This window comes from Dietzia sp. CW19 (genome assembly GCF_014145265.1).
Classification (GTDB): Bacteria; Actinomycetota; Actinomycetes; order Mycobacteriales; family Mycobacteriaceae; genus Dietzia; species Dietzia natronolimnaea.
Window position 1 is genome coordinate 1 of sequence record NZ_JAALEE010000481.1, and the last position, 1,688, is coordinate 1,688.

Sequence of the window (1,688 nt, forward strand, 5' to 3'; positions counted from 1 at the left end):
TCGTCCCGGGCCGCGCGCAGGTTGTCGGCGACCACCGCCACCTGCGGTCTCAGCGCCCCTCCGGACGGACGGGTGTCGACGGTCGCGGCGTCGCCCAGGCCCCAGACCGAGTCGAGGCGCGCGTGGCGCAGGGTCCGGGGGTCCACCTCGACCAGCCCGGCGACACCGCCGTCGGACAACCCGGCGTCGGCGATGAACTTCGGCGCGCGGCTCAGAGGGGTGACGTAGGCCAGGTCGACGTCCTCGATCGTGGTGGGGACCGGGCCGTCGAGTGTGACGGTGCGGGCGTGGTGATCCACGGCGGCGACCTCGGATCCCTCGTGGACGGTGATGCCGTACTCCCGGAGGTACGGCTGCACCCGCGAGTCGCACGGTTCGAGTCCGAGGAGTCCGCGGAACGGGGTCACCAGGTGCACGTCGATACGATCGAGCACCTTCTCGCGCCGCCAGCGGTCGCACGCCAGGAACATGGCCTTGAGCACGGTCCCGCCGCAGGAGGCGGGTTCGGGTGGCACCGAGAACACCACGGTCCCCTCGCGCAGGCGGACCAGCGCGGCGCACGCGCGACCCGCGTACTCGGGCACGTGGGCCGAGGCCGCCCATCCGGCGACGTAGGCCTTGTCCAGCCCGGGGATCGCGTCCCACCGCGGGGTCAGGCCGGGGCACACGACCAGGTCCTCGTAGGTGATCGTGGGACCCTCCTCGCGCGGACCGAGGGTGACGGTGTGGGCGTCCGTGTCGACCCGTCCGGCCAGGTGGGGGAGCAGGTGGACGCCGGCGGGGACGACGTCCGTCATCGCGCGTTCGTACCGCCTCATCGGTGCCAGGCCGGTGGCGGCGTAGTTGAGCATCGGCCGGTACCGGTGCACGGGACTCGGGTCGACCAGAGCGATGTTCTGCCGACCGTCCCGGCGCAGGCGGGCCGCCAGGGAGATCCCGGCGTTGCCCCCTCCGATGATCACGGTGTCGAACGCGGCGGACACGGGTCAGACCGTCACTGCGTAGCCCACGAGCCCGATGACCAGGAGGAGGACGACCAGGACGATGACGATGATCGGGATGTACGCCCCCTTCTTGGACGGGGACGGGGTGGGGCTCTGCCGTTGCGTCGGGCTCTGCTTCTCCGTGGCGCTGTCCGACTGCATCGACGTGGAATCGGAGTCCGGGGTCTGCGGTCCGTCGGGTGAACCGCCGCTGTCGAGATCGGGGCTCTGACTCGGATCGGGGTCGGAGGGCCGTGCGTGGGTCATGGGACACCTTTCGTGGCGGCTGGTCCCTCCACGCTATGGCGTCACCCGCGCACCCTCCACCGGTCGGGCCGCAGCCACGACCACCACGCCGGGCCCGGCCCCGGCCCTGATCGAGGTGAGGACCCCGGCCACCGACCACGCCGTGATCGCCGAGGTGCGGCCACCGGAGTCCGGGTCCACCGCGTTCTCGAAACGCATGTCGTAGCGGCCCACCGGGGACTCCCACTCCACCACGTGTCGGGTGCGCTGCACCCCGGGGTCGGCCACCACGATCGCCTCCACGCGGTCCAGGCCGAGCGTCGCGAGCGCGAGCGCCACGGAGGCGTTGGAGGTGCGGGGGAACTCCAGCGCCGCCTCCCGCGCGGACCCGCGGAAGACCTCGAGGGGCGTGTCGAGGGTCTGCCGGATGCCCAGCGCGGCCGGGCTCTTGATGGTGAC

3 protein-coding genes are annotated in these 1,688 nt (G+C 72.5%); all 3 read right to left on the reverse strand.

The window, feature by feature from the left end:
- The coding region (locus G6021_RS13795; protein ID WP_182641533.1) for an FAD-dependent oxidoreductase at positions 1-983 on the reverse strand (983 nt) is incomplete at its 3' end.
- A gap of 3 nt (positions 984-986) precedes the next feature.
- Positions 987-1,250, reverse strand: coding sequence for a hypothetical protein (locus G6021_RS13800; protein ID WP_182641534.1), 264 nt, complete (start codon positions 1,248-1,250; stop codon positions 987-989).
- Between the two features lie 33 nt (positions 1,251-1,283).
- Positions 1,284-1,688: aspartate dehydrogenase domain-containing protein (locus G6021_RS13805; RefSeq protein ID WP_182641535.1), on the reverse strand; the 405-nt coding region annotated here is incomplete at its 5' end.

Coding starts and splice junctions, on each gene's coding strand:
- G6021_RS13800 (WP_182641534.1), bottom strand. CDS start 1,250: ATGACCCACGCACGGCCCTCCGACCCCGATCCGAGTCAGAGCCCCGAT.